The following is a 25,847-nucleotide window of genomic DNA, read 5'->3' on the forward strand; positions in this document are numbered from 1 at the left end:
TATGTAGATAAACGGTGCTTTATACCTGAATTTAAAACTTCTTTTTATTTTTTATCAATGTCAGTACTTTCCTGTTTCTTTGTTTCTGATAAAACATTCAACACTCCTGTTTTATCCAATTTTATTTTTACTCTGTCAGGTCCTGTTTGGATAGTTAAAACATTTTCCTGAATATGTGCAATTTTACCTATTATGCCGCCTTTAGTCATAACTTCATCATTAACCTTAAGCCCTTGCAGCATTGCATTATACTTTTTCCTTCTCCTGCTTTCCGGCAAGAATATAAGTAGATAAAAAAATGCTAGCACAATTATAAGCGGTGCTAATCTATATAATGAATCCAATATTTTCACCTCCTTCTATAAGATAAATTCTATCTATATTAAAAAAATCCTTTTAAACTGTTTCATTCCACTTTTCAAGCTTTTCCTTTTTATACTGTAAAAAATTCCCCTTATCAATAGATTCCCTTATTTCCTTCATTAAATTATTATAAAAATACAAATTGTGTATTACACAAAGTCTCATGGCAAGCATCTCTTTTGCTTTAAACAAGTGTCTTATGTACGCCCTGGTATAATTTTTACAGGTAGGACAACTGCACTCACTGTCAATAGGATTATCATCCAGTTCATATTTTGCATTTAAAAGATGTATTACACCATAGGATGTAAATACATGAGAATGTCTTCCATTCCTTGAAGGCATTACACAGTCAAAAAAATCCACTCCTCTTTCCACCGCCTCCAGTATATTAGCCGGAGTACCTACTCCCATTAAATATATTGGTTTATTTTCAGGAAGATTTGGGACTACCTTTTCTAAAACCCTATACATTTCCTCATGAGTTTCCCCTACAGCAAGGCCTCCTATGGCATATCCATCCAAATCCATGTCACTTATTATTTTTGCGTGTTCCATCCGTATATCATCGTGTACCCCTCCCTGATTTATACCAAAGAGCATCTGTTTATTATTTATGGTATGGGGCATGGAATTTAATCTGTCAATTTCAATTTTACACCGTTTAAGCCAACGGGTAGTTCTTTTTACTGAATCCTCTACATACTCTTTAGGGGCGGGATTCTCAACACACTCATCAAAAGCCATGGCTACCGTAGATGCCAGGTTGCTTTGAATTCTCATGCTCTCTTCCGGTCCCATAAATATTTTTCTGCCATCTATATGAGAATTAAAATACACCCCTTCCTCTTTTATTTTTCTCATGCCCGAGAGAGAAAATACTTGAAAACCTCCAGAATCAGTTAAAATGGGCCTATCCCAATTCATAAATTTATGTAGTCCACCAAGCTTTCTGATAACCTCATCTCCAGGCCTCAGACTCAAATGATAAGTATTTGAAAGTTCTATCTGACATCCAATTTCTTTTAAATCTTCAGTTGAAACTGCACCTTTTATAGCTGCCAGGGTACCTACATTCATAAAAACCGGAGTCTGAACTACCCCATGGGGTGTACTAAATTCACCTCTTCTGGAACTTCCATCTTTTTTAAGCAATTTATACATTTAAACACCTCACTTCACTTGATGAACATGGCATCCCCAAAACTAAAAAAGCGATATTTTTCTTTTACTGCCACATTATAAGCATGCAGAGTATTTTCCCTTCCGTAAAATGCACTTACAAGCATTATAAGGGTAGATTTTGGAAGATGAAAGTTCGTTATAAGTTTATCTACTACTTTATATTTATATCCCGGATATATAAATATATCCGTCCATCCTGACTGTTCTTTTACCCTGCCATTTTCATCTCCTATGGTTTCAAGTGTCCTGCAGGAGGTAGTTCCCACAGAAATTACGCTGTGACCACTTTCTTTCGCTGCATTTATCATATCAGCAGTCTCCTTTGACATAGAATAAAACTCAGAATGCATGGCATGATCTTCTATATTTTCCACTTTAACAGGTCTAAAGGTTCCAAGGCCTACATGCAGCGTTAAAAATGCCAGATTAACGCCCTTTTCACGGAGCTCTCTCAATAGCTCTTCAGTAAAATGAAGTCCAGCTGTAGGTGCCGCTGCAGATCCTTCTTCCTTAGAATATACAGTTTGATATAGCTCTTTATTCTCCAGCTTTTCCTTTATGTATGGCGGAAGAGGTATTTGACCTAGTTTATCTAGTATTTCTTCAAATACTCCATTGTATTCAAACCTAACTATTCTATTTCCATCTTCATTTATACTAACTACTTCAGCCTTTAACTGTCCACTGCCAAAATTAAATCTATTTCCTACCTTAGCCCTTCTGCCAGGCTTAACTAAAGTTTCCCAGGTGAAGTTATCCCTTCTTTTTAGCAGCAAAAACTCTATTTTACCCATGGTATCTTCTCTCACACCTATAAGTCTTGCAGGTAAAACTCTGGTGTCATTTAATACAACACAATCCCCTGGATTTAGGTAATATACTATATCCTTAAATATCTTATGACAAACTTTACCAGTTTTTTTATCCAGCACCATAAGCCTTCCTTCATCCCTTTGTTCCAGTGGCTTCTGTGCAATTAACTCCTCCGGCAAGTAAAAATCGAAATCTGTAACCTCCAATTAAGTTTCACTCCATTTCATCCTATGTAACATATTTTCACATATCAAGTTATACTTCACCATCAAATAAAGATGATTGTTTCAAATTTTTGTGATACGCATTACTGCTCTTCCTGGTTTTATTAAAGTGCTTATAAGCACTATCAGAGGCAATTCTTCCCCTGGGAGTTCTAATTATAAATCCCTTCTGGAGCAGATAAGGTTCATATACATCTTCTATAGTATCAAGTTCCTCTCCTATAAAATAAGCGAGAGTTTCTATGCCAACAGGTCCTCCATTAAAGTTGTCTATAATAGCTCTTAGTATTTTATTATCTATGCTGTCAAACCCTTCCTTATCCACTTCCAATAATTCCAGTGCTGCCTTACTGGTTTTTAAGTCTATTGTCCCATTCCCCTTAACTTCAGAGTAATCTCTTACCCTTTTTAAAAGTCTATTGGCTATTCTTGGAGTTCCCCTGGATCTTTTTCCTATTTCTACTGAAGCTTCAGGCTCTATTCTTATTTTAAGTATATTACAGGATCTAACTACAATTTCACTTAATTCCTCCTGATCATAAAAATCCATAGGACATAAAACACCGAATCTATCTCTTAAGGGGGCAGTCAAAAGTCCTACCCTGGTAGTAGCACCTATAAGGGTAAATCTAGGTAAATCCAATCTTATGGATTTGGTGGACGCTCCCTTTCCTATAACTATATCAAGTGCATAGTCTTCCATAGCTGGATATAGTATTTCCTCTACACTTCTATTCAATCTGTGTATTTCGTCTATAAAAAGCACATCCCTGTCATCAAGCCCCGTAAGTATTGCAGCCAAGTCTCCTGCTCTTTCTATGGCAGGTCCTGAGGTAATTTTTAGATTTCCGCCCATCTCAAGAGCAATTATATTGGCCAGTGTGGTCTTACCAAGCCCCGGAGGGCCATAAAACAGCACATGATCCAAAGCTTCTTTTCTATTTTTAGCGGCCTCTATAAATATTTTTAATTTTTCTTTTACTTTTCTCTGTCCTATATATTCCTTAAGACTTTTGGGCCTTAAGCTGTACTCACTTTCTGCATCGCCCCTAATATTAAGTGGAGTAACTATTCTGTCTTCCATACCCATCACCTAACCTAATTCATTAAAAATTTCAAAGCATTTTTTATCATTGATTCAATAGAATCATTGTTATCTATAGAAGCCACAGCTCTACCTGCTTCCTTTTCAGAATATCCAAGTGCTATAAGGGCTTCTAGAACTTCCATTGTCTCTTCTTCTTGAGAAACTTGTCTATGATCTTTTTCTTGGTTTATAATTTCTTCTGGTTTTATTTTATCTTTAAGCTCCAATATAATTCTCTGTGCGGTCTTTTTTCCTACTCCCGGAGCTCTTATTAAATTTTTTTCATCTCCAGATATTATAGCATATTTTAAATTATTAACACTGCTTATAGATAAGAGAGAAAGTGCTGCCTTTGCTCCTATACCATTTATAGTAAGAAGAAGATTGAACATATTAATTTCTTCTTTTGTTAAAAAGCCATATAGCCCTATAAAATCTTCTCTTACTATTTGCTGGAGATATAAGGTTATATTTTCATCTATTTTGGGAGTTTTGGCAATAGTACTTCCAGAGGTATTTATCTTATACCCTATACCGTTGTTTTCAACTACTATGTAATCTTTATTTACCCCTTTGTATATGCCTTTTATGTATTCATACATTTACAAGCTCCTCCAAAATCTGAACTGTTTAATTTCAATGTAACACATATTACTTTATCATGGAAAATAATTTAGTTCAATGAAATATTTTAAAATTAAGGTTCGTCCAAAATCTTATAACATAATAATTATATCATTAAGTGAAAACCAGAAAAAGCCCTGGAAGCTGCTATTATTCATAGTCTTCCAGGCGTGACTGTGCTTCTTCTCTTGTATTACACTGAAAATACTTATCTCCTTTAGTTAAAAGTTTAATATCTTCTTCCTTTAATCTTTTTGTTTTTATATCAGTTATATCCGTATTTTCATTTTCTATGAACATATTTCCCGCTTTATCTGTCTTATATATGGCAATAAAACCATTTTTTATACCCAGTACATATTTATTTGGAGCATACTTATCCACTTCTTTTACCAATATCACCTGTTGTGTATTAAATTTTTCTATTTTGTATCCTGCACTTTTATAGGTATCTTCAACCTCATCTTTACTTTTCCCAGACAGTTCTCCTGCTGATTCTTCTTTTTCTACCTGGTACTCTCCACTTTTGTCATATTTAGTTTTAAATATGATTTTTGCTTTATCCGAAACAACAGCAGTTACATTTGAATTTGTCTTTACAGTTTCTTTATTTTTTTCTTTCACTTGAAGTAATTCCTTTTTCATGCTGGCATTTTGAAATCCTGTTACACATATATAACAACTTAAACTAAAAATTAAAATAGTAAAAATAACTAATATTACTGTACGCAATTTTCTTCTATCCATAATATCCCTCCTTTTTTGAATATTATGGACAATTTATTGTAAAATTATACATGTTATTTTAACTTTATACTGGTATAATTTCTATCACAATATAAAATTTTATTTTTAATAAATATATTTCCCTGCTTGTCTGTTCTCCAAACTGTAATTCCCCTATTAATTAATCTATTTTCTACCACTTTATTAGGAGTACTTTTATTACTTGTTATAACGGCCACTTTTGGATTTATTCTTTTTAAAAATTCATCAAGGGTACTTGTATGGATCCCATGATGAGGAACTTTCAGTACATCACATTTTTTGAGCTTTCCAGAATTTATCATACTTTCTTCTTCAGCTTTTTCACAATCTCCTGCAAATAAATAAGTAAGCTGACCTACATTGCCCTGTAATACAATAGAATTATTATTTTCTATATTATTGTCTTTATGCAAGGGAACTACAGCTTCAAGATTTATACCCTGTGATTTTAGTCTCCAGCCTTCACCTATATATTCTACATGAATCCCCATTTTAATCAATCTATTCCTTATGATATATTTCATGGAGTTTTCATGTCCTGGCAGATATACTCTACCTACTTTTTTACATTGTATTATTTTTATTATTCCGTCATAATGATCACGATGGTAGTGGGTTAATACTATACCTTCTATTTTATTTACCTTATTTAAATCTAAATATTTTATCACTTTTTTAATATAATATTTGGCTCCTGTATCTATTAAATAACATTTACCTTTTACCTTTATTAAAGTGCAGTCACCCTGACCCACGTTTAAAAAATGCACCTCACATTTTTCATATCTTGCAGAAGCCATAGTATTCATATCTATTATCAGTATAAATATGGTAATAACTGTTATTATTTTTTTCATACCGGCTTACTTCCTCCATCACCTTTCTTAAAAAATGGCAACTTAAAATATATTTATTTTCCCCATTAATTCATTTCTATATTCTTTAAAATAAAAAAAGACGCCTTATAAAAACGTCCTTTTTACAGTGGATATATGTACTTTATCCTTCAAACTCATCAGGAAAATCTGCATTGTGATATACATTTTGAACATCATCATCATCTTCCAGCTTATCTATAAGTTTTTGAACTTTTCCCGCTGCATCCATATCAACGGCTACTGTGTTATCCGGTATCATTGTAATCTCCGCTGATATAAACTCAAAACCTTCACCTTCCAGTTTTTCTCGTACACTGCCGAAATCTTCTACAGTTGTAATTATTTCAAATACTTCCTCTTCAGCGTTAAAATCCTCTGCACCTGCATCCAATGCCTGCATCATCACTTCATCTTCATCCATGTCATCTTTTCTTTCTACTACTAATTCGCCTTTGGTCTGGAACATCCAGGATACACATCCATTAGCTCCTAAATTGCCACCTTGCTTTGAAAATATACTTCTCACATTACCTGCTGTTCTATTTTTGTTGTCTGTTAAAGCCTTGACTATTACTGCTACTCCATTTGAACCATATCCTTCATAAACTATTTCCTCATAGTTTACCCCTTCCATCTCTCCTGAACCCTTTTTAATAGCTCTATTTATAGTATCTTGGGGCATATTGTTAGACTTAGCTTTTGCTATAATATCTCTCAGTTTAGAATTAGTATCTGGATTTGATCCCCCATCCTTAGCCGCAATAGCCAATTCTTTACCTATTTTAGTAAATATTTTACCTTTTTTTGCATCTGCTTTACCTTTTTTTGCTTGTATATTATGCCATTTTGAATGTCCTGACATGTAAATTTCCCCCTAACTGCCATGTATACTTATTATCCGAAGGTATTATATCATATAAACCTAATTATATACAAATTTAGCTGTTTAATTCACTTAACAAGTCTATTGTCCATTTTAAAATAAAGCTCTTCATCCCCAACTATTACTTCGCACTTTCCACTTGTAACCTCTATAATTTCATTTATCAATTTATCCACATCTTCTACAACACAGTTTATAGATACCTTGACCTTATCGGCATATTCTATATTCTCTATATAAATTGATTTTTGTTCAAACATATATTGTAATTTCCCCAAATTATAATAATCTATAAATATATCTACAGGGGAACCCTGTACTTTTTCCACTATTTTACCTTGGTCAATTGCTGAGATTGCAGCTTTTGAGTAGGCTTTAATTAACCCTGCTTTGCCAAGCAATGTGCCTCCAAAATATCTGGTGACAACTATAACCACATCTGTTACCTTATGCTGTTTTATTATTTCTAATATAGGTATTCCCGCAGTTCCCTGTGGCTCTCCATCATCACTATACCTTTGTATATTCATTTTTTCTCCAATTATATAGGCATATACATTATGCGCTGCCTTAGAATTTTCTGATTTTATTTTACCTATAAATTTTTTAGCTTCATTTTCTGTACAGGCTCTTTTTATATTACCTATAAATATAGATTTTTTCTCTTCAAATCTAGAATTGGCCTCATCTTTCACTGTAAAATAACTCACAAATAACCCACCTTTCCCAATGCACAGTTCACAATTCACAGTTCACAATGCAATTTACAATTAGATTCCATATATTTTATCTAAAAGCTGGAGTGAGACTTCCAACTGAACCTCTGAATCACTTGATAATTTCACTTAATATTTTTACTCCATATTCTATTTCTTCTTCATTTGTATGAGAAAAACTTATTTTAAAATAATTCTTCCCTTCCAAAGCATTTTTGTAAAATAGAAGTCCAGGAGTAATTAAAATTCCTCTATCTTTTCCCTGTCTAAAAATATTTACAGAATTTAATTTTATATTTTCTTTAATTTTTAAATAAAAATGCAATCCTCCACCTGGTTTCAAAAATTCCACTTTATCCCTTAAATATTTCAATATGCACTTTTCCATATGAATGTACCTTTTTTTATAAGCACAATTTAAAGTTTCTATATAATTTTTCCATAATCCTTTTCTAATATATAAATCTAAAGCTCTCTGCATAATACTTGAGGTAGATATGTCCGTATTAATCTTAGAATTTTGGATGCTTTCCTTAAATCTTTTAGGGGGTATTAAATATCCAATTCTTATACCGGGCAAAAATATTTTTGAAAAGCTTTTTATATATACTACCCTATCATTATTATCTAAACTTTTAAAGCTATTATACCTTATACTGTTATCATAAATTAATTCTGAAAGATAATCATCTTCTATTATATAAAAATCATATATTTGTGCCAATTTCAATATTTGGATCTTTTTATAATTGCTGCAGCTTACTCCTGTAGGATTTTGAAAATAGCTCATAGTATAAAAACATCTTATGTTATTTTTTCTAAGTATTTTTTCAAACTTGTCCATATTAATACCATCTTTTTCGATAGGCACTTCAAAAATTTCTGTTCTTCTCCATTTAAATACAGACAAGGCTCCACTATAAGTTGGCTTTTCCACTATTACACTGTCATTTATATTTAATATTGCTTTTGAAACTAGATCTATACCCTGCTGCGCCCCAGAAATTATAAGTATGTCTTCTTTATCCACTTTTTTATTCCAGAAAACACTACTTATACTGCTTCTAAGGCCTTCATATCCTAAAGATTCCTGACAGATTAAAGCTTTAGCTCCATCTCTATCTAATACTTCGTTTAAAACATTTTTAAAAAAATCTATTTGAAAGAATTCCCCGCTGGGGGTTTCTCCTGTAAAATCTACATAATCTACTATTTCTTCATTAAATATCCTCTTTAGGGCTTTAGAATATTCCCTATTAAAGTTCTTATGTATGTCTTTTTTTTTGGCGTAAGTTCCACTTCCTATTTTTTGAATTGCATATCCCTCAGCCTGAAGCTTTTTATATGCATTTATCACTGTAATATTATTTACATTCAAAAATTGAGCTAATTTTCTTATAGAAGGCAATCTTTCTCTATCTTCTACCATATTGGTATCAATTAATCTTTTTATATGTTTTTCTATTAGTAAATATTTGGGGATTTCTCCTTCACTTAAATGTATAAAATATTTATTTAAGATAAAATTCACCTCCTAAAGCTTTAATCTATATATGTTATAAGCATGATACACTTATAAAAATATTTTTATTGATTAGTGTTGGCAGCATTAATAATTACATAAAATATACATTTTCTTTGGCCAAAATAGTTCCATCTTTCATCTTATAGTCCCTTGTATCTTTTTTAAGCAGATTTTTCTTCCATAAACTATTTAATATTTCCTCCATGTTTATATTGTAATTGTAAAACAATCTATCATTTTTTATATCTTCTGAACTTAAAAAGGAATCTTTTTCCCTCATATAATTTAAAAGTATTTTTGTAATATTTCTTATATTTTTATCTATATATTTTTTAAAATAATCCATGGTATTATTTATAGCTTCACCTATATCCGATTTATTAAAAAATAACTCCTCCACGCACTTTCTAAAATTATTATTTAAATTCATAGCAATGGTTACCGCATCTTTACTTATCATATGCCCAGAGGAATTTACATATAATTTTGAAAATTCCTCCACAGAACGTACTGCTGCAATATATGACGTATATACTACATCATTTTGAAGGTACTTTTTACATAATCCCATATTTTTAAACAGATCACCAAGATATACCATATTCCATCTTTCCCTATCTAAATCAGGATAATACCTGCCTATATCATATTGGGAGGTTATTTCCATATCTTTTGAAAATACCAATCTGGAAGAAGATATTATTCTATGGATAAACCCTCCCTTTAAATCTTCTTCGGAAGATTGCAAAAAATTACTCTTACTCATAAGTTTAACATGGATCGGTATACCTTTTTCCTCTGTATATATATCTTTTAAGGCAGTTCTTTTATTATCAAATACCACAAGCAAATCAATATCTGATTCATCCCACAGATCTCCACTAACCATGCTCCCAAAAACCATAACTGCCAGAACTGATTTATTGGCTTTAAATCTGTCAATAGCACTGTTAAAAGCTTTTTGATATTGCAATATAGTTCTTCCCATATTAATGTAAGCCTCCTTTTAAATTTAATTTCCGTAAACAAAGATTATTCTGAATTTTTATATATTATATAATATATTTTTATAAAAATACAAGTATGAAGATTTAGAGAGAGTCACTGCCCCTATGATATACTCTTTTTTAATATTTCAACTTTAAAATACAGTCTGTTATTCAATTATAAACTTTCTAAATTTGTTATATACTTCTTCGTCTACTAAAGCACTTATATAAGTTCCCTGTTCCCTATAATCTTCCTTTTCTATCTTGCAATTTCTATGTATAAAGGCTACTGCAGCTTGTTCTGTATAGGGAATTAAATATTCCACCTTTTTTATACTTTGAGGAAGCATATGGGATATTCTTTCTAAAAGTTCTTCTAAATTAATGCCCTGTTTAGCTGATATGTATATGCTTTCTACACCATTGTATTTATCCTTTATATCTTCTATTTTTTCTGTTTTGCCCTTATCTATTTTATTAAATACCAAAAGCACTGGTTTATCATTTATGCCGAGCTGATTCAAAACCTTATCTACTGACTCTATATGCTGATATGCATCTTCTGAGGATATATCCACCACATGAAGCAGTAAATCAGAATAATAAACTTCTTCCAGAGTAGATTTGAAAGCTTCTACCAGATCATGAGGAAGCTTATTTATGAATCCTACAGTGTCAGTTATTGTAATTGTTCTGCCATCTTTTAGTTCTACAGCTCGGGTAGTAGTATCCAACGTTGCAAATAACATATCTGCTTCAAATACTTTATCTTTTACAACACTTTCTTTTGGAACAGCTATTTCACACAACTTATTTCTCAAGGTAGATTTTCCTGAGTTGGTATATCCAACTAGAGACACATTGTATATTTCATTTCTCTTTTCCCTTTGTACTTTTCTTACTCCTTTTATCTTTTTCAATTCTCTATTAATCTCATATATTCTTTCTCTGATGTGCCTTTTATCTGTTTCCAGCTTCTTTTCCCCTGGTCCTCTGGTACCTATACCTCCTCCTGTTCTTGAAAGAACTATGCCAAGTCCTGAAAGTCTTGCCAACCTATATTTAAGCTGGGCAAGTTCTACCTGCATTTTACTCTCTTTACTTTTAGCCCTGGTAGCAAATATATGAAGTATCAATGTGGTTCTGTCTATTATCTTTATTTTCAAATTTTCTTCCAAATTTCTAGCCTGTGAACCTGATATTTCATCATCAAAAATTACCACATTAGCATTATGAACTTGAGCAATTAACCCTATCTCACCTACTTTTCCTTTTCCCACGTAAAAAGCTGTATCTACAGTAGTTCTTTTTTGAAATACTTTTTCTAAAACTTTTACATTACACGCTCTGGCCAATTCTTCTAGTTCATCTAAACTCTCTTTACTGTCCGTTCCCACGAGTATGGCCCTTTCTTCATACTCCTCCAGTGTATATATATTTTTTACCAACTCTTCTATTTCATTTATTTTTCTTAATACATTGTAATTAGCAGCTTCCTCCAAAGTCAGGTTACTCAAAACTTCACTTTCAACAGAATCCCCTTTAATACTTAAAAATCCTAAACTCATACCTGTAGGTCCCTGATCATTAACCCCTATGGCTGATATACAATCTAATTTCAACTTCATCAAAGCTGAAATATCTATTTTGGAAAGCTGTGAATTACCATTAGGATGAGTATGTATCATTCTAATTCCAGAAAGCTTATTTGACCATGTATAAACTTCAATATTTACACTGTTACTGTCACCTACTGATATATTTAAGACCTTTCCTTTTCTATTAATCAGTACACTTATTTCTCTATTTAAATGTATAGTATTTTTGCAGAGTATTTCTACGATCTCCATACTGCAAACACTATCTTTAGGTATTTTAATATCATATATTTCTTCTAATTCATCTAATATAGACTTTCTTATACCTTCTGTATTTCCATATATCAAAAAATCACCTCTATATTCACTATAATCAGATGCTATCAATATTTAATTTTACCATTTACCTCTCTAGTATACATTATATATTTATAAAGTAAAAACCATTTTCACATATTTATCTGCCAAAATTTCAAAAACCCATTTATATTTCATTAATACTTTAATTTATGATATAATAATTAAAATTAAAGTAACAATTTAGAGCGAGGAGGACAATTATGGTAAAAAGACATAAAAAGGCTCCATTTAAAACTTCCAAACTTATATTTATTATCTTATCTGGTTTATTATTGATAGCATTTGTATCAATAATTGGTGCAAGCCTGGCTATCATAAAAAATTCTCCAAAACTTGATGTAAACCAGATATTGAACTTAAATGAGCCTTCTGTTCTATATGATGACAGCAATGAGACCATGGACGTAGTAGTTACCCCCCAACAGAGAACAGTGATTTCTTTTGATAATATGCCCCAGAACTTAAAAAATGCTTTTATCAGTATAGAAGACGAAAGATTTTATAAACATAGTGGTATAGATTTAAAAAGAATCATAGGTGTAATATTTATAGATATCAAAAATAAGATTACAGGCAATGACAACCTTCAAGGAGCATCTACTATAACTCAACAACTTGTAAGAAACATATTTCTATCTTCTGATGTATCTTTTAAAAGAAAACTTCAGGAGATGTACCTATCTATAAAGCTTGAAAATAAATTAAGTAAAGATGAAATACTGGGAGCATATATGAATACGATATATTTAGGTGGAAGAGCATTAGGTGTTGAAGCTGCATCCCAACAATATTTTAGGAAATCTGCAAAAGACTTGAACTTAATTGAATGTGCCCTTATTGCGGCTATTCCCCAAAGTCCCTCTGTGTATTATCCCTATTCCGATAATGCTAAAAAAGATCCATCCATATATTTAAACAGAACTAAATCAGTAATTACAAAAATGTATGAAAATGGATACATTTCTCAAAGTCAGTATACTACTGCCATAAAAGACATTTCAGAAGGTAACCTAAATATTAAACCAGAACCTACTGTAAGTAATACATATAATTATGAGTGGTTTACGGTACCTGTTATCTCTCAAGTGAAAAAGGATTTAAAATCTAAATATAAGTATACCGATGAACAAATAAACAATTTACTTATGTATGGGGCCCTTAAGATATATACTACAATGGACAAGGACTTGCAGAGGAAAACAGAAGATACTATAACTAACAATAGTATTTTTCAAAATTCTACCACAGATGAAAATGGGATATTACAACCTGAAGCATCAGCAGTAGTTATGGATTATCATTCTGGAGAAGTAAAAGCCCTGGTAGGTGGTAGGGGAACTCAACCTGCTAGATCCTTTAACAGAGCTGCCTCTGAAAATTACTTAAAGGCTCCCGGCTCCAGTATAAAACCATTAACTGTATACAGTCCTGCCATAAATTCACAGCAGTTTACATCTGCCAGTATTTTTGAGGATTCCCCATTATCCAATGAAATGGCCAATAAATATGCCTCTAATGGTGAACCTTATCAACCTAAAGATGATGACTACATTGGAGGTAATATGACTTTAAGGACTGCTTTAATGCATTCTATAAATCTAGTTGCAGTTAAACTGGAAGATAAATTGGGTCTTGAAACTGCATCTGAATATGCAGAAAAATTTGGCATAACTTTAGATGAACATGATAGGAGCAGTATAGCAGCACTATCTCTTGGTGAGCTTCACCATGGTACAAATACCCTCACAATGGCTGCGGCCTATGGAGTATTTGGAAATTACGGTACCTACACAACTCCAAAGCTTTATACCAAAGTAGAGGATAGAAACAAAAAAATTTTATTGCAGAATAAAACCCAGACAAAAACCGTTCTATCCAGTCAAACCGCTTATATACTATATGATATGTTAAAAGGACCTGTCAGTGCAGAAGGTACAGGATATAATGCGAACTTTGGAAATATGGCTGTAAGAGGTAAAACTGGTACTTCCACTGATGGCAAAAACCTGTGGTTTTGTGGATTGACTCCATATTACTCTGCAGCAGTATGGATTGGTAATGACGATAATTCTGTATTAAATGATAATTCACTTAACAGTAATTCTGCAGCCAGACTCTGGGCAGATATAATGTCTCCTTTCCATGAAAACTTAGAATCGAAAGAACTTGAAATGCCCTCAGGAGTGGTAACTGCAGCAATCTGTTCTGAATCCGGTAAACTTGCCAGCTCCAATTGTTATAAGGATCTCACAGGCAGCAAGGTTTACAATGAATTATTTATAGAAGGTACCGTACCTACAAGTTACTGTAATATGTCCCACTCATGGAACATATTTGATGCCCTTCCTGATAAAAATAATAATAAAAATCAATACAAAAAAAATGACAATAAGACTACTGATACTAATAAAGACAACAAAGATAATACCAATACTGTGGATACTAATAATAATTCCCCTGAAAAAAATAATAATGACAAAAATAATTCAGAAAAGGAAAATGAAACTCATACAGGTAATTCCTCTGCAGAAACAACCGTTAAAAATAATTAATATATCTTAGTATATTAATCAAAATTCCACCTTAGTATTTTAAAGGTGGAATTAATTTTTGGGGTAATAATATTTATTTAGAAGATAACACTTTTTATAAGATGCTTTAATTCTTTTAATTATCACATTTTCAAGATTACTCACTTAAAATTTCTCTCATGGTTTTAAGTACTTTTTTTTCAATTCTAGAAACCTGTACTTGATTTATTCCTAACATCTTTGCCACCTGAACTTGAGTTTTATCCTTAAAATATCTAAGCATTATAATCTGCCTGGATTTTACATCTAAATTTCTCAAAGCTTCTTTTAATGCAATTCTATCTATGACTTCCACATCTTCCTTAGGGTTTTCACTTATTTTATCTATTAGAAGAACAGGAGAACCATCATCTTGATGTATAGTATCATATAAGTATTGCAAACTATTAGTAGATTCTGTGGCAAAAAGTAATTCTTCTGTTTTTACTCCTGAATATTCTGCCAGTTCTTCTATGGTAGGTTCTCTGTTCAGTTTTTTTGTAAGTGCCTCTCTGTCATAATGAAGTTTTTTAGCTGTATTTTTTATACTTCTGCTTACTTTTATCATTCCGTCATCTCGAAGGAATCTCTTTATTTCTCCTAGTATCATGGGTACAGCATATGTAGAAAATTTCACATTATAAGTTTCATCAAAATTATTTACTGCTTTCATAAGCCCCATACAACCTATTTGAAATATATCCTCATATTCATATCCTCTGTTTAAAAATTTTTTACTTATGGCTGAAACCAGGGGTAGATTAAGTTCTACTAGCTTGTTTAATGCTTCTTTATCCCCCTCTCTTGCACATTTAATTAATTTTAGATTATCATCGTAGCTATATTTAATTTTTTTTACTGTTTCTTCACCCATATCATTCACCTAACTTAATGAATTAAAAACTTTTTTCATAATCAATCTTGTCCCTTTGTTTTTTTCAGATTCCACTTGAAGAGAATCCATAAATGTCTCCATTACAGTAAATCCCATTCCTGATCTTTCCAACTCTGGCTTAGAGGTATAAAGAGGCTGCATGGCCATATCTATGTTTTCTATGCCTATGCCATTATCCTCTACTATTAAAATTAGTTCCCTTCCTTTAATACTAGCTTCAATTTTAACTATACCTTCTTTGTTTTCATAACCATGAATAATAGAGTTTGTCACTGCTTCTGAAACTGCAGTTTTTACATCTGTTAATTCATCTAGTGTAGGATCTAACTGGGATACAAAGGCCGCTACTGATACTCTAGCAAAGCTTTCATTTTGTGATTTACTAATAAACTCTATTTTCATACTGTTATCATACATAATTTATCCCCCCATTAAATATTCTGAATTGCTTCCTCAATATTGTCATAAAGTCCTATAATCTTAAACATCCCCGATAGTTCAAACACTCTTCTCACTGAGGGTGATACACCTACAATACATACCTTTCCTTTCTTAGCATTCAGCTTTTTATATCTTCCAATTACCACCCCTATTCCTGAGCTATCCATAAAGCTTACCTGTGAAAAATCCAATATCAACTTATTTATGCCTTCCACATCCAATTGATTATCAATTTTATTTCTAACTTCTTCTGTACTATGATGATCTAGCTCTCCTTCCATAATGGCTATAAGATTATCTTCCTTCACATAAAATTGTAAATTCATATACTACACAAAACTCTACTAAAACTACTATAAAAATAATCTGCCCCGACATAGTTTTAGCGTTAAAATATACTTTTAACTTTAATTTACCATATAACATATGAGCTCATGTTATATGACTAAAGTTTAATATTAAACTTTAGCATATGCAAAAATATTGCATAGTCCGAGTCAGACCTTCTTACCCCCCCTCTTATAATATCAATTCACAGTTCACAATTCACGGTTCACAATTAACAGTTTGCAATTAACAGTTCACAATTGCAGTGTTTATTCCCCACTTTAAAGAAGATGGGGCGTTAGCTAATTACAGCTTCCAAATGAAAAATTTTATATTTATTAAAATAAAATATGTGTTTTTAATATATTCTACACAGAAAACAGTTTCCCTCTATTTTTTTGTATTTTTATCGATATTTTATTCATATTATTGACAGTTAGTATATTTCTAAACATATGTTGAAAATTTTTAATAAATTTCAAGTATTTAAACCAAATAAAAATAATGAAAAGGTTATTGACGTGGTTTATCAATGTAAACCAAGTCAATAACCTTTTCATATATTTAAAACTAAATTATGGATTGTCAAGAACTATCTAGTTAAATCTTCCACAAACTTTGGGAGTACAAAACATGCCTTATGTAATTCTTTAGTATAATACTTTGTATTTATATTCAAGGTAGAAGATAAATCCACTTCTTTAGGATCATACTTTTTAGAGCCTATGGTAAAACTCCAGAATCCACTCGGGTATGTAGGTATGCCTGCCATAAACAATCTGGTAATAGGAAAAATTTCCTTAGCATCCTTGTATACCTGTTTTACCACTTCTGGCAAATAAAAAGGTGTTTCAGTCTGAGCTATGAATATTCCATCTTCTGTTAAACAGTTATATATTTCCTTATAAAAGCTTCCTCCAAACAATCCCTCTGCAGCACCAAAAGGATCTGTAGAATCCACTATTATAACATCAAATTCATTTCTATGCTGGTGGACATATTTTATTCCGTCGCCAATAAAAACTTCACATTTTGGATTATCAAGCTCACAGCTTATTTCTGGAAGATATTTTTTACACTCATAAACAACCTGTTCATCAATTTCACAAAGTACAACTTTTTCTACAGTTTCATGTTTCAATACTTCTCTTACAGTCCCTCCATCTCCTCCACCAACTATAAGTACTTTTTGGGGATTAGGATGGGTAAATAAAGGTATATGAGTTATCATTTCATGGTATACATACTCATCTTTAACTGTAGTCTGTACTATACCATCTAAAACCAACATTCTTCCTAATGCATAGGTATCTACTATAGCCAACTCCTGATACTTGGTTTTCTTTGTAACTAAAGTCTCTTTTATCTTATAGGTCATAGCAGCATCTTCAATTTGACCTTCTCTTAACCATAAATCCATCGATGAAACTCCTTTCCCGCCCTTTGATTTTAAGATTTGAAAACTTAAACTTCTTTTGAAACTAACAAAATCTTATTTATCGCAGCTACTATTATAGCAATAATATTATAATTATACAATGTACGATTCACAGCTCAAGTAATTCTTAGATTCATATATTTATACTATTTTCTATAAATTTAATTTCTTTATGTGTTAACTGAAAATAATCATAAAGTTGTTCCTGAAAATTATAGGACTTTGAAGAAATTATAGGAGGAATATACAATTTCATTAAATTGCTGGGATAGTATTCATATAAATTACATCCTAACTTTTTTCCAAAAGTCTTAAAATAAAACTCATAGATAGAACTATTTAATACATTTAAAAGAGTATTATAATCCACTAAATCATTTCTTTTTATTACCAAAGAATATATATCTGCACTAAAATAACTTCCCTTGTCTAAGGCAAATCTATTATTTTGAGATTTATAAGGGAATATAATTTTTTTATCCTCAAATATTTCGGCTTTTCTTCCCCATTGAAGCTCATACCACTTTCTTGTTCCCCTTTTACATTCTCTTCGTTTAATGAGTTTTTCTTTATATTGACCTATATATTCTATGGAATTTGGATATTGACTTTCATATTCTATAAAATTAGAATAAATTATAAATTTTTTATCCCCATCTATGCTGTTTTTATGTATATAACTGCTCTTTATCCAGGGCTTTATTATATTCAATTCAATTTTATTCTTTAATATAGTATCTCTATCCGCTATAAAAGCCCTGTCACAGCCTGTTATTATTCCCTGATAACTTTCACATATATCCTTTAAGGTAAAATTGCATTTTTGCCTTATCTTATTGATTATATTTTTTTCAAATTCACTGATAAAAACCCATCCATTATCATCTATAGAACTTTGAGGTATAAAAAATTTTTTATACCTTATTTTATCTTTATTTAAAAATAAAGAATCATAGAATTTATTTCTACCTTTTTTTTCACTTTTGTCAGGTTTTATAATTTCTATTTTATTATTAAGACCTTTTTTATTTCTGAAAAATATTATTATAGGATCTACTCCCACTCCTTTAAAAGGTCTTATCCCATAAAAATCTACAATTTTATATATGGTTGTATTAGTACTTAAGAATTCTCTCAGCTGCTTTCCACTACAAGCTTCACAAAAATATCTGGGAGTAATAAAAGCAGCTTTTCCTGCTTTTTCTAAAGATTTTAGTGATTTTTCAAAAAAACAGTAATAAACATCTGACTTATCTTTATATATATTTTTATAAACTCGTTTCAAAGTTTCAGAATACTTCTTCTCTATAGATTTATGTCCTATATAGGGTGGGTTTCCTATAAATATATCAAACTTTTTTTCTATGGCGTCTATTAAGAAATCCTTTAAAACAAAATTTTCTTTTTGAAATTCTCCACTTATTGAGAATAGATCTATATTTAAAATCTTAAGTGCAATTTCATCTATGTCAAATCCAAATAAATTATTACATACTATGTGGGAATTTATATTTTCAAGTTTTAAATTTATGTTATTCACATTATTTATTACCTCTATATTTTTAATAAATATATGCCTAAGATAAAAAAAGCACACAGAAAGTATGTTGCCACAGCCACAAGCTGGGTCTACAATTTTTACAAATGGATTATAGATTACATCCTTTTCCTCAATTAAATTTTTAATCATAAAATAGGAAAGTTCTCTCTGAGTATATACTATTCCAGCTCTTTTATTTATGCTTACCAGTTCATAATATTTTTGAGAAAAATATTCCTTCTCAGATATGTTAAACTGCTGTTTAAAATTTTTTATTATCTCTAGTTTTTCTTCTTTGGGAATTGGTGTCTCCATAAAATTATAAATTTTTTTAATACTTTCAATAAAATCATTCACACTTTTATCTCCATTTTTATGTAAATTACAATTCACTTGTCACTACTTTGATATGCCTAATAATTGAAATTATTCCTGTAAATTTTAAGTATAAGATATCTGATTAAGTATACCATAAAATATATATTGTAAGGTAGGTGATAAAATGAAAAAGAAATTTACATCAGTAATTTTATTATGTATAATTTTTTTATGTTTTTTTAACACAAAAAATTATTACAAACACAGGGCTATTTCTAAAATTAATGATACCTTAACTGTTAATAAAAATTTAAGTACCAGTGAATCCCGTACTGATTCCCAAAGCTTAAAAAATTTGGACATATCTAAATTAGACAGAAGTGAAAAAAACTGGTTTTTTAAACCTAACAACAGGGGTACTCCTTCTGAAGAACCTGAGGAAATTCTACAACTCTTAAATAAATATTCTTCATATTACCTGGGGGATACTTCCAAGAAAGTAATCTATTTAACTTTTGATGAAGGATATGAAAATGGATATACCCCCAAAATACTAGATATACTAAAGTCAAACAATGTTAGTGCCGCTTTCTTCGTTACTACTCCTTATATGAAAGACCATCCTGAACTTGTGAAAAGGATGGTAGAAGAAGGCCACTTGGTATGCAATCATTCTACACATCATCCTTCTATGGCAGAAGCTGCAAAAGATCCTGTAAAATTTCAAGAAGAATTCACTGTGACAGAGGATACCTATGAAAAGATTACAGGCAAACAAATGCCTAAATTTTTTAGACCCCCTATGGGAAAATACAGTGAGTTGTCCTTGTTCTATACTCAAAAATTAGGCTACAAGACAATATTTTGGAGCTTTGCCTATAATGATTGGAATATCAAAAAACAGCCTTCTCCTGTGGAATGTAAAAAAATGATAAGCCGTAGAACTCACAATGGAGCTATTATTTTACTTCATGCAGTATCAAAAACAAATTCAGAAATACTGGATTCTGTGATAAAAGACTGGAAGGATAAAGGATATATATTGGAAAACTTGAATAAAATTTAGTTAAAACCTTGATCACATAAGAGTTATAGATGATTTTCCCACATGTATTAATCAAGAAAAATTATCCATAACTCTTTATCATAGCTACTGACTAAATCTTTTATTACAGACTATTACCTTTAATAAAAATTTAGGTATTGAAGAAAGTCTTCTTATTCTCCAAGGCTCTTTAAAAACTCTATACAGCCATTCAAGTCCTGATTTTATCATCCAGGCTGGCGCCCTTTTGGTCTTTCCTGAAAAAACATCAAAACTCCCTCCTACTCCCATATATACCCTACAAGGAAGCCTATCCATATTCTCAGCTATAAAAATATCCTGTCTTGGCGCACCCATGGCCACAAACAGTATGTGGGCTCCACTCTCTTTTATATTCTGAATAATATCTTCACATTCATCCAAATCAAAATATCCATTATGACTCCCAGCTATATTTAAATTAGGATATTTAATTTTCAAATTTTTGATACAGTTTTCTAATATATTTTGCCTGGCTCCCAAAAGATATATGGGATTCCCCTCTTCACTACATTTTTCTATTAAAGCTTCCATTACTTCTATACCTGCTATTTTTTCCTTTACAGAGGGCCTCACTATTTTAGAAGCTAATACAGTACCTAATCCATCTGGAATTATTACAGTGCTTTTTGAAGTAAAGCTTCTTAAAAGTCTACTGTCATTCAGTCCATTATAAAGTATTTCAGGGTTGCCAGACACTATATTAACTTTGGAAAATTTCTCTATGTAATTTAAAAACTCCAATTTACTCCTGTTAAACACATCGAATTTTAATATCCTGGTAAACATACTAAAATGCTCCTTCACTTTTAAATACAGAGAAAATTGTTTTAAATAAAATTTTTATATCTGTCCATAATGAAAAATTTTTTATATATGTCAAATCATAATAAACAGTTTTGCCAAGCTCTATTTCCCCTCTTCCGCTTACTTGGGCCAGCCCGGTTATTCCAGGGGTAACTAGAAGTCTTTGTCTGTACGCCTCTGGATAAAATTTAACTACATCTGGTATTTCAGGCCTAGGTCCCACTAAACTCATATTTCCAAAGAGCACATTAAACAACTGGGGAATTTCATCCAAACTTGTTTTCCTTAAAAAAGCGCCAGATTTTGTAATTCTGCTGTCATTTCTACTTTGAAATACGAAATTTTCTAAATTTTCAGGTTTTATATCCAAAGTGATCTTCTTATCCGCATCCACTACCATAGTTCTAAATTTATATATTATGAATTTTTTTCCATCTTTGCCCACTCGAGTTTGTTTAAATATGGCAGGCCCTTTTGAATCTAATTTCACCCATACAGCCAATACTATAAACACTATACTCAGCACAATTATTCCTAAAAGTGAAATTATAAAATCAAATATTCTCTTTAAAAAAAATTGTATCTTTTTACACTTTATATCCTTATCCAAATCTATTTTTATATCTTCTGCCTGCATAATTTTATGTTCTGTAAAAAATACATCTTACAGAAATCATATATTCACCTACTTTCACTCTATAGAATATTCTATAATACCTTTTTCAACCTATTCAAGACCACAGCACCAAAAAATGTAACTATAAAAGCACTTAAAAAAAAGTGCAGATTTCCCATATTCCCATATTTTACTGTATAGTACTGTCCATATAAATACAGTATACCTGATTGGGATAAATAAATATCATAAGAAGTATTAGATATATACTTTATTATATCCATAAAAAATCCTTTTTTCCACCTTAAACTAAATATAAACAATATAAATAATGTAGAATATACAAGCACTGCCGGACGTTGAAATGTAGTAATGCAGTCTATGTCTTTATTATATTGATTACCAGGTATAAAATTATAAAGTACTATAAATATTGATAATAAAAACATAATTAAAATTACAGGTCTATATTTATTTAACTTTTCAGAAATACTTTCAATATTTTTCCCCATGTAGCCTCCCAGAGAAAAATAAAAAAGCCAGTAACATAAATTTTTCTTATTCCAGAACCACTGTTCTGATGCTTGGGCTTTAAAATAATAAAAATATATTAAGAAAAAAGAGGTAACAAGGAGACTCAAAAAAAGCCACCATCTTTTCCCCATAAATTTATATATAAAGGGAAATATAATATAAAATTCTATAATTAAAGGTACAAAATAAAAATGATAAAATACATTTCCGTATACCATATCACTTAAATCACTATATATATTAAAATTTTTAGTTATGATTAATACATATAGAATACACCACAATACATACTGGGGTACAATTTTCAAAAATCTTTTAACTATGAATTCCGAATAGCTGGAATCCTTTTTATAATTTATAGTCAATCCCATTCCTGAAACAACTATAAAGGCAGGAACAGAAAATCTTGAGAGCTGATTTAAAAAAAATGTTATATCATAAGTAGTAGAATAGGGCCTGCATCTGTAAAGCACAGTAGCAGAAACATGTAATACTATTACTGCCACTATAGAAGCTGCCCTGATTACATCCATTTCCAAAACACGTTTTTTGATAATCCCCACCGCCTTCTTTACATAATAATTATTTTGAAATTTTCATCTTAAGTTCATCAACTAAATATGTAAATCCTTCAACCTTGAAAAAATATAAACATATAAAATAAATTACAATCCCAAATATAAAACACATCCCTATGGAAATTAGATTTCCTATTATAATAGAAGAAATTATACTCCTGCATATATTGTTTATAATATATATGGTTATACCCATTACAATTGATGAGAGAGTTATCTTGGAAAAACCAACAAATATTCTGCCAAGTTCTATGCCTTTCAATTTTTTATTTAAATTCCACATCATAAGCAAAGTAGTTATAGTGGCAGATATAGATGTAGCTAGTGCCAGTCCTGATACTCCCATATATTTTATTATAAAAAAATTTATAATTATATTTAAAACTATTCCTATAAAACTATTTATCATGGGAGTTTTTACATCTTTAATAGAATAAAAGGCCTTATTGAAAATATCCCTTAATCCATAAGCTACCATGGCAGGGCAATAAAAAAGCAGTGTACTGGAAGTTAAATTAGCAGCCTGCAAAGTAAAAGCCCCCCTTTTGAAAATTATATCTATAAGGGGATGTCTCAATATCCCTATGGCAACTGCCGCAGGTACCATTATTATCATTATAGCATTTATAGAAGTTGCAAGAGCTTTTTTATATTCTGCAGTATTGTTTTTAGCTGCCAATTCAGATAGAGTCGGATATACTATCATAGCTATTCCAATGGCAAAAACCTCATAGGCCAAAGTATTAACTTTGTTTGCATAATCTAAGATTGTAACGGCTCCAAAATATATATTGGTTGCAAAAGATCTATTTACAAACACATTTAGTTGAATCAATGAAGTACTTACAATCACAGGTATCATCATCTTAAACATCTGAACTGCATATTTATCTTTAAAATCCAGCATAAATTTGTAACCATAGCCTAACTTTCTATACCTTGGTATATTTATTGCAAATTGAATGAAAAATCCCATCACTGTTGCTATTGCAAAGCCCTTCATTCCATATTTAGAGGTTAAAAATATAAGATATATTATATATACCAAATTAGACATCAGTGCCATAGCTGCAGGTTCATAAAAATTTTTATGGGATTGAAGTACTCCCGTAACCACACTTTGAAGAGTTACAAATATCAAAGATATGAGTAATATCCTGACTATTTCAACGGATTCATTAAATATTAAATTACTTGATGTAAATCCATGAGCAAAAATATATATTATTTGTTTGGAAAATACTATAAGCAGCACAGTTAGGATTATAGTAAAAAGAGAAGATATGTTTATTATATTATTTACAAAATTGTTTCTTTCTTTTTTGTTACCTTTTTGCATATGTTCCCAATGGAGTGGTATGAAAGTAGTGGTAAGTCCATAGCTTACCGTAGTGAGTAAATACACTATCCCAAGGGCAAAATTATATATATCTGTAGTATAGGTTGCCCCAAACTTTGCAGCTATAAGGGCATCTCTTATTAGTGCTAAAATTTTTCCTATGATTATCAAAAGCATAACTACAGCGGAACCTTTTATTACTTTTTTTCCTGTCATTATTTTCACTCCAACTATCTTTCTGAAAGTATTGTATTATATGCTTCTAGGTATTGCCTGCAAAAATTATCTATGGAAAACCTATCTATGATATTATTGTATAAATTTTGCCCCATAAGAGCAATTTGGTCTCTTTTATCATAAGCTGATTCCATTTTTTCATATATATCTTCTATAGATGAGGGTTTTACTAAATAAATTAAATCTCTGCCTACCATTTCTCCTATGCTTCCTACATCTGGAGCTATAAAAAATTTTTTTACTGCGGCACTTTCAAGTAAAACCATAGGAGGGGCTCCCCCTTCACTGAAAGAAGTTAAAACTCCTACTTCTCCTGCATTTATAAAATCTATACCATTTTCTTTATATCCTGTGAGTATTACTTTATGCTGTAAATTTAACTGCAGTATTTCTTTTTTCAATTTCTCCTCCATAGAACCATTTCCAACTATAACAAGCTTTACATTTTCTCTGCGTTCTTCAAGCAGACTAAAAGCCTTTATAAGAGATAATTGGTTTTTTACAGGATGCATCCTGGCTACATTTACATATACAAAATCATTTTCTGAAATTCCATATTTTCTTCTTATATTTTCCCTTGAACAGCTTATATTTATATGGTTAAAATCCATTCCATTACTTACTATGAATTTTTTCCCTATAAAATTATTTTTCTGAAGTAAATTTTTAAGGTAACTGGAAACACATATATAGTTTTTAAAACTTTTTAATCCTATGAAACTTAAAGGGGTGAAAAATAAATGCTTCATTTTATTATTCAAAAAGTCTTTTCTATAATCACTGTGTAGTGTGGCAACTGTAGGTATTTTTACGTTATTTTTCAAAAAATAATGTAGGAAGAAAGGCTTTGCCCCGTGAAAATTTACAATATGGATATCATTTTGTACTATATAATCCATTATATCTTTTCCATGGGTTGGATTTTTTTCAAACTTTACTGTATCTATTTTTAAGCTTTTACTTCTTTTATAAAGTTCTCCTCCTCCCAAAGTTCCAATAATACAATGAAACATGTCCTTTGAGTAAAGGGCCAAATTCAATACATGCATTCCTCCCCCACCAGTATCATTTGAAGATATAATCTGTAGTACTCTAATATTTTCCACCCCC

General features: G+C 30.8%; 24 protein-coding genes. 2 read left to right on the top strand and 22 right to left on the bottom strand.

Annotated elements, in window-relative coordinates; all coding sequences use genetic code 11:
- Positions 1 to 44 precede the first annotated feature (44 nt).
- The 12 genes from yajC to hflX form a co-directional block, all read right to left on the bottom strand.
- Positions 45 to 344: a preprotein translocase subunit YajC gene (yajC, locus tag CKL_RS15285; RefSeq protein ID WP_012103484.1), complete on the bottom strand. Its 300-nt coding sequence runs from the start codon at positions 342 to 344 to the stop codon at positions 45 to 47.
- Between the two features lie 52 nt (positions 345 to 396).
- The gene (gene tgt, locus CKL_RS15290; RefSeq protein WP_012103485.1) at positions 397 to 1,527 is read right to left on the bottom strand and encodes a tRNA guanosine(34) transglycosylase Tgt; all 1,131 of its coding nucleotides are present in this window, start codon (positions 1,525 to 1,527) and stop codon (positions 397 to 399) included.
- 14 nt (positions 1,528 to 1,541) lie between these two features.
- Positions 1,542 to 2,567 (bottom strand): tRNA preQ1(34) S-adenosylmethionine ribosyltransferase-isomerase QueA, encoded by a 1,026-nt coding sequence (gene queA / locus CKL_RS15295; protein ID WP_012103486.1) that lies wholly within the window; start codon positions 2,565 to 2,567, stop codon positions 1,542 to 1,544.
- A 49-nt stretch (positions 2,568 to 2,616) separates the two neighbouring features.
- Positions 2,617 to 3,669, bottom strand: a complete 1,053-nt coding sequence (gene ruvB / locus CKL_RS15300) for a Holliday junction branch migration DNA helicase RuvB (protein ID WP_012103487.1) — start codon at positions 3,667 to 3,669, stop codon at positions 2,617 to 2,619.
- 14 nt (positions 3,670 to 3,683) lie between these two features.
- Positions 3,684 to 4,274: a Holliday junction branch migration protein RuvA gene (ruvA, locus tag CKL_RS15305; protein ID WP_012103488.1), complete on the bottom strand. Its 591-nt coding sequence runs from the start codon at positions 4,272 to 4,274 to the stop codon at positions 3,684 to 3,686.
- A 172-nt stretch (positions 4,275 to 4,446) separates the two neighbouring features.
- Complete coding sequence (locus CKL_RS15310; protein WP_012103489.1) at positions 4,447 to 5,043, bottom strand: hypothetical protein; 597 nt, start codon at positions 5,041 to 5,043, stop codon at positions 4,447 to 4,449.
- 53 nt (positions 5,044 to 5,096) lie between these two features.
- Positions 5,097 to 5,921 carry a ComEC/Rec2 family competence protein gene (locus tag CKL_RS15315; RefSeq protein WP_012103490.1) on the bottom strand — a complete coding sequence of 275 codons (825 nt, stop codon included), beginning with the start codon at positions 5,919 to 5,921 and terminating at the stop codon, positions 5,097 to 5,099.
- Positions 5,922 to 6,063: 142 nt separating this feature from the next.
- Positions 6,064 to 6,804 carry a YebC/PmpR family DNA-binding transcriptional regulator gene (locus tag CKL_RS15320; RefSeq protein ID WP_012103491.1) on the bottom strand — a complete coding sequence of 247 codons (741 nt, stop codon included), beginning with the start codon at positions 6,802 to 6,804 and terminating at the stop codon, positions 6,064 to 6,066.
- 89 nt (positions 6,805 to 6,893) lie between these two features.
- Positions 6,894 to 7,535, bottom strand: a complete 642-nt coding sequence (locus CKL_RS15325) for a YigZ family protein (RefSeq protein ID WP_041700852.1) — start codon at positions 7,533 to 7,535, stop codon at positions 6,894 to 6,896.
- A gap of 118 nt (positions 7,536 to 7,653) precedes the next feature.
- Positions 7,654 to 9,072 carry an aminotransferase-like domain-containing protein gene (locus CKL_RS15330; RefSeq protein ID WP_012103493.1) on the bottom strand — a complete coding sequence of 473 codons (1,419 nt, stop codon included), beginning with the start codon at positions 9,070 to 9,072 and terminating at the stop codon, positions 7,654 to 7,656.
- An 85-nt stretch (positions 9,073 to 9,157) separates the two neighbouring features.
- Positions 9,158 to 10,054 carry a nucleotidyltransferase domain-containing protein gene (locus CKL_RS15335; RefSeq protein ID WP_012103494.1) on the bottom strand — a complete coding sequence of 299 codons (897 nt, stop codon included), beginning with the start codon at positions 10,052 to 10,054 and terminating at the stop codon, positions 9,158 to 9,160.
- Positions 10,055 to 10,222: 168 nt separating this feature from the next.
- Positions 10,223 to 12,001, bottom strand: coding sequence for a GTPase HflX (hflX, locus tag CKL_RS15340; protein WP_012103495.1), 1,779 nt, complete (start codon positions 11,999 to 12,001; stop codon positions 10,223 to 10,225).
- Positions 12,002 to 12,213: 212 nt separating this feature from the next.
- Here hflX and CKL_RS15345 point away from each other — a divergent pair, with 212 nt between their 5' ends.
- Positions 12,214 to 14,565 (top strand): transglycosylase domain-containing protein, encoded by a 2,352-nt coding sequence (locus CKL_RS15345; protein ID WP_012103496.1) that lies wholly within the window; start codon positions 12,214 to 12,216, stop codon positions 14,563 to 14,565.
- A 136-nt stretch (positions 14,566 to 14,701) separates the two neighbouring features.
- On the opposite strand, the gene sigF is transcribed toward CKL_RS15345, so the two are convergent.
- The 5 genes from sigF to CKL_RS15370 form a co-directional block, all read right to left on the bottom strand.
- Positions 14,702 to 15,457, bottom strand: a complete 756-nt coding sequence (sigF, locus tag CKL_RS15350) for an RNA polymerase sporulation sigma factor SigF (protein WP_012103497.1) — start codon at positions 15,455 to 15,457, stop codon at positions 14,702 to 14,704.
- Positions 15,458 to 15,466: 9 nt separating this feature from the next.
- A complete protein-coding gene (spoIIAB, locus tag CKL_RS15355; protein WP_012103498.1) occupies positions 15,467 to 15,895 on the bottom strand; it encodes an anti-sigma F factor in 429 nt (142 codons plus the stop codon).
- Positions 15,896 to 15,909: 14 nt separating this feature from the next.
- Positions 15,910 to 16,245: an anti-sigma F factor antagonist gene (gene spoIIAA, locus CKL_RS15360; protein ID WP_012103499.1), complete on the bottom strand. Its 336-nt coding sequence runs from the start codon at positions 16,243 to 16,245 to the stop codon at positions 15,910 to 15,912.
- Between the two features lie 593 nt (positions 16,246 to 16,838).
- Positions 16,839 to 17,666 (bottom strand): polyamine aminopropyltransferase, encoded by an 828-nt coding sequence (gene speE, locus CKL_RS15365; protein ID WP_012103500.1) that lies wholly within the window; start codon positions 17,664 to 17,666, stop codon positions 16,839 to 16,841.
- A 151-nt stretch (positions 17,667 to 17,817) separates the two neighbouring features.
- Entirely contained in the window at positions 17,818 to 19,581 is a 1,764-nt protein-coding gene (locus tag CKL_RS15370) for an Eco57I restriction-modification methylase domain-containing protein (RefSeq protein ID WP_012103501.1), read from the bottom strand.
- Between the two features lie 145 nt (positions 19,582 to 19,726).
- On the opposite strand from CKL_RS15370, the gene pdaA reads away from it, so the two are divergent.
- Positions 19,727 to 20,608, top strand: coding sequence for a delta-lactam-biosynthetic de-N-acetylase (gene pdaA / locus CKL_RS15375; RefSeq protein ID WP_012103502.1), 882 nt, complete (start codon positions 19,727 to 19,729; stop codon positions 20,606 to 20,608).
- Between the two features lie 84 nt (positions 20,609 to 20,692).
- Here the strand turns inward: pdaA and CKL_RS15380 are convergent, their stop codons facing one another.
- The 5 genes from CKL_RS15380 to CKL_RS15400 form a co-directional block, all read right to left on the bottom strand.
- Positions 20,693 to 21,415 (bottom strand): WecB/TagA/CpsF family glycosyltransferase, encoded by a 723-nt coding sequence (locus CKL_RS15380; RefSeq protein WP_012103503.1) that lies wholly within the window; start codon positions 21,413 to 21,415, stop codon positions 20,693 to 20,695.
- A 1-nt stretch (position 21,416) separates the two neighbouring features.
- The gene (locus tag CKL_RS15385) at positions 21,417 to 22,070 is read right to left on the bottom strand and encodes a sugar transferase (protein WP_012103504.1); all 654 of its coding nucleotides are present in this window, start codon (positions 22,068 to 22,070) and stop codon (positions 21,417 to 21,419) included.
- Positions 22,071 to 22,141: 71 nt separating this feature from the next.
- Entirely contained in the window at positions 22,142 to 23,116 is a 975-nt protein-coding gene (locus tag CKL_RS15390; RefSeq protein ID WP_242649432.1) for an acyltransferase, read from the bottom strand.
- A gap of 49 nt (positions 23,117 to 23,165) precedes the next feature.
- The gene (gene murJ, locus CKL_RS15395) at positions 23,166 to 24,716 is read right to left on the bottom strand and encodes a murein biosynthesis integral membrane protein MurJ (RefSeq protein WP_012103506.1); all 1,551 of its coding nucleotides are present in this window, start codon (positions 24,714 to 24,716) and stop codon (positions 23,166 to 23,168) included.
- A 14-nt stretch (positions 24,717 to 24,730) separates the two neighbouring features.
- Positions 24,731 to 25,843 (bottom strand): glycosyltransferase family 4 protein, encoded by a 1,113-nt coding sequence (locus CKL_RS15400; RefSeq protein WP_012103507.1) that lies wholly within the window; start codon positions 25,841 to 25,843, stop codon positions 24,731 to 24,733.
- Positions 25,844 to 25,847: the final 4 nt, after the last annotated feature.

It is taken from the genome of Clostridium kluyveri DSM 555 (assembly GCF_000016505.1).
GTDB lineage: Bacteria > Bacillota > Clostridia > Clostridiales > Clostridiaceae > Clostridium_B > Clostridium_B kluyveri.

Bases quoted from the DNA above. Each gene is read 5' to 3' on its own strand.
- murJ (WP_012103506.1), bottom strand. From the start codon at position 24,716: ATGACAGGAAAAAAAGTAATAAAAGGTTCCGCTGTAGTTATGCTTTTG.
- spoIIAA (WP_012103499.1), bottom strand. From the start codon at position 16,245: ATGAATTTACAATTTTATGTGAAGGAAGATAATCTTATAGCCATTATG.
- tgt (WP_012103485.1), bottom strand. From the start codon at position 1,527: ATGTATAAATTGCTTAAAAAAGATGGAAGTTCCAGAAGAGGTGAATTT.
- CKL_RS15345 (WP_012103496.1), top strand. From the start codon at position 12,214: ATGGTAAAAAGACATAAAAAGGCTCCATTTAAAACTTCCAAACTTATA.
- CKL_RS15335 (WP_012103494.1), bottom strand. From the start codon at position 10,054: ATGGGAAGAACTATATTGCAATATCAAAAAGCTTTTAACAGTGCTATT.
- speE (WP_012103500.1), bottom strand. From the start codon at position 17,666: ATGGATTTATGGTTAAGAGAAGGTCAAATTGAAGATGCTGCTATGACC.
- CKL_RS15320 (WP_012103491.1), bottom strand. From the start codon at position 6,804: ATGTCAGGACATTCAAAATGGCATAATATACAAGCAAAAAAAGGTAAA.
- CKL_RS15385 (WP_012103504.1), bottom strand. From the start codon at position 22,070: ATGCAGGCAGAAGATATAAAAATAGATTTGGATAAGGATATAAAGTGT.
- CKL_RS15315 (WP_012103490.1), bottom strand. From the start codon at position 5,921: ATGAAAAAAATAATAACAGTTATTACCATATTTATACTGATAATAGAT.
- CKL_RS15310 (WP_012103489.1), bottom strand. From the start codon at position 5,043: ATGGATAGAAGAAAATTGCGTACAGTAATATTAGTTATTTTTACTATT.
- spoIIAB (WP_012103498.1), bottom strand. From the start codon at position 15,895: ATGTATGATAACAGTATGAAAATAGAGTTTATTAGTAAATCACAAAAT.
- CKL_RS15380 (WP_012103503.1), bottom strand. From the start codon at position 21,415: ATGTTTACCAGGATATTAAAATTCGATGTGTTTAACAGGAGTAAATTG.
- pdaA (WP_012103502.1), top strand. From the start codon at position 19,727: ATGAAAAAGAAATTTACATCAGTAATTTTATTATGTATAATTTTTTTA.
- ruvB (WP_012103487.1), bottom strand. From the start codon at position 3,669: ATGGAAGACAGAATAGTTACTCCACTTAATATTAGGGGCGATGCAGAA.
- sigF (WP_012103497.1), bottom strand. From the start codon at position 15,457: ATGGGTGAAGAAACAGTAAAAAAAATTAAATATAGCTACGATGATAAT.
- CKL_RS15390 (WP_242649432.1), bottom strand. From the start codon at position 23,116: ATGGATGTAATCAGGGCAGCTTCTATAGTGGCAGTAATAGTATTACAT.
- ruvA (WP_012103488.1), bottom strand. From the start codon at position 4,274: ATGTATGAATACATAAAAGGCATATACAAAGGGGTAAATAAAGATTAC.